This window comes from Pseudomonas citri, assembly GCF_025336485.1.
Taxonomy (GTDB): Bacteria; Pseudomonadota; Gammaproteobacteria; order Pseudomonadales; family Pseudomonadaceae; genus Aquipseudomonas; species Aquipseudomonas citri.
Genome location: NZ_JAODAB010000064.1, coordinates 1 through 545 on the forward strand (window position 1 = coordinate 1; position 545 = coordinate 545).

Here is a 545-nt window from a genome sequence, read left to right on the forward strand (position 1 = left end):
CGGCCCTGGGCGTCGGTGCGTTGGCGGACCTGGCCGCGGCGGTTGTGCTGGTAATGGGTGGTGTGCCCGGCCGGGTCGGTGTAGCCGGTGAGCTGGCCGGCGATGTCGCGTTGATAGTGCTCGGTGCGACCGTCTGGCAACTGACTGGTGAGCAAGCGGCCTTGGGCGTCATAGCTGAACTGGGTGCGCTCGCCGAGGGCGTCGGTGATGGTTTGCAGGTAGCCGCGCGCGTCGTAGCTGAAGCGCGTCGGGTAGCCCGAGCAATCGACGTGTTCCACCAACTGGCCGAACGGGTTCCAGCGCAGTGTCTTGCTTTTGCCGGTGGCGTCGATGATTTCCACAACCTGGCCGTGGGCGTCGTAGCGGTAGCGGGTGACGTGGCCCAGTGGGTCGGTTTCCGCCGTGCAGTTGCCGCGTTGATCATAGCGATATTTCCAGCTGTGGCCGGCGGCGTCGGTGTCTACCAGCGGCAAGGCCCAGTGCTCTAGCCATAACGTCGATTCACTGCGGCCCAACGGATCGGTTTCGCTGATCAGGTTGCCGGC

General features: G+C 65.3%; 1 pseudogene. It reads right to left on the reverse strand.

From position 1 onward, the window contains the following. Positions 1-545 (reverse strand): annotated as a pseudogene (locus tag N4Q37_RS27660) (RHS repeat-associated core domain-containing protein); the annotation flags it as partial.